This window comes from Mesorhizobium sp. M7A.F.Ca.MR.362.00.0.0, assembly GCF_004023175.1.
Lineage (GTDB): Bacteria > Pseudomonadota > Alphaproteobacteria > Rhizobiales > Rhizobiaceae > Mesorhizobium.
Genome location: NZ_RZTF01000860.1, coordinates 1 through 700 on the forward strand (window position 1 = coordinate 1; position 700 = coordinate 700).

1 pseudogene is annotated in these 700 nt (G+C 53.4%); it reads left to right on the forward strand.

Features of this window, described 5'->3' with window-relative positions:
* Positions 1-181, forward strand: a pseudogene (locus EOC06_RS40560) (very short patch repair endonuclease); the annotation flags it as partial.
* Positions 182-700: the final 519 nt, after the last annotated feature.

The window sequence follows — 700 nt, forward strand, 5'->3', positions numbered from 1 at the left end:
GAAAAAAAACCGGGAATACTGGTCGGCGAAGATCGCGAGGAACGTCGAGCGCGATGCCGAGAGCGTCGCAGCGATCGAGGCCGACGGATGGCGGGTCCTAGTGATCTGGGAATGCGAGATGAAAGACGCGGACCGCCTTGCTCGCCGACTCGCCGACTTCCTGGGCAAGCATGCTTCTTAAAAATCCCGGAGTGGCTGACTCCCTTTCTTTACCTCGGTTTCAAGATCTAACATGTTCGTCAATAATCTTACTGCGTCATAAATACCGTTCAATTGATGAAAGGCTGCATTTTCTATTGTGGCGTTTTTCGCACAAACAATTCGACGCAAATCGGGCATGGTGGCCCTTACTTTCCGCAGCGATCACAGCGCGGAATCAGATAATGCATCCGAAAGTTGGCGTAGAGCTCACGGTGACGGATGCCGAAAACTGCCTCATGGCGATATGAATGCGACAGATGCCCTTTTCCTGACAGCCTTCGGCAAACCTTGGCCAAAAGCGAAAAAAGGTCTTCATTCATCTGAGACGGTCTGATCACGGCCCATGCCGTGCCGCCGGCAAGGCAAAGCAAGGATTACTACGTTGCCACGTGACACTCGATCTTTCGCCCACGGAGACCAATGAAATCCGACCTGAATAGCCAAACGACCCCTACGCCCGATATCGCGCCCTCCCGTGATTTCGCGCAGATTGACAGGG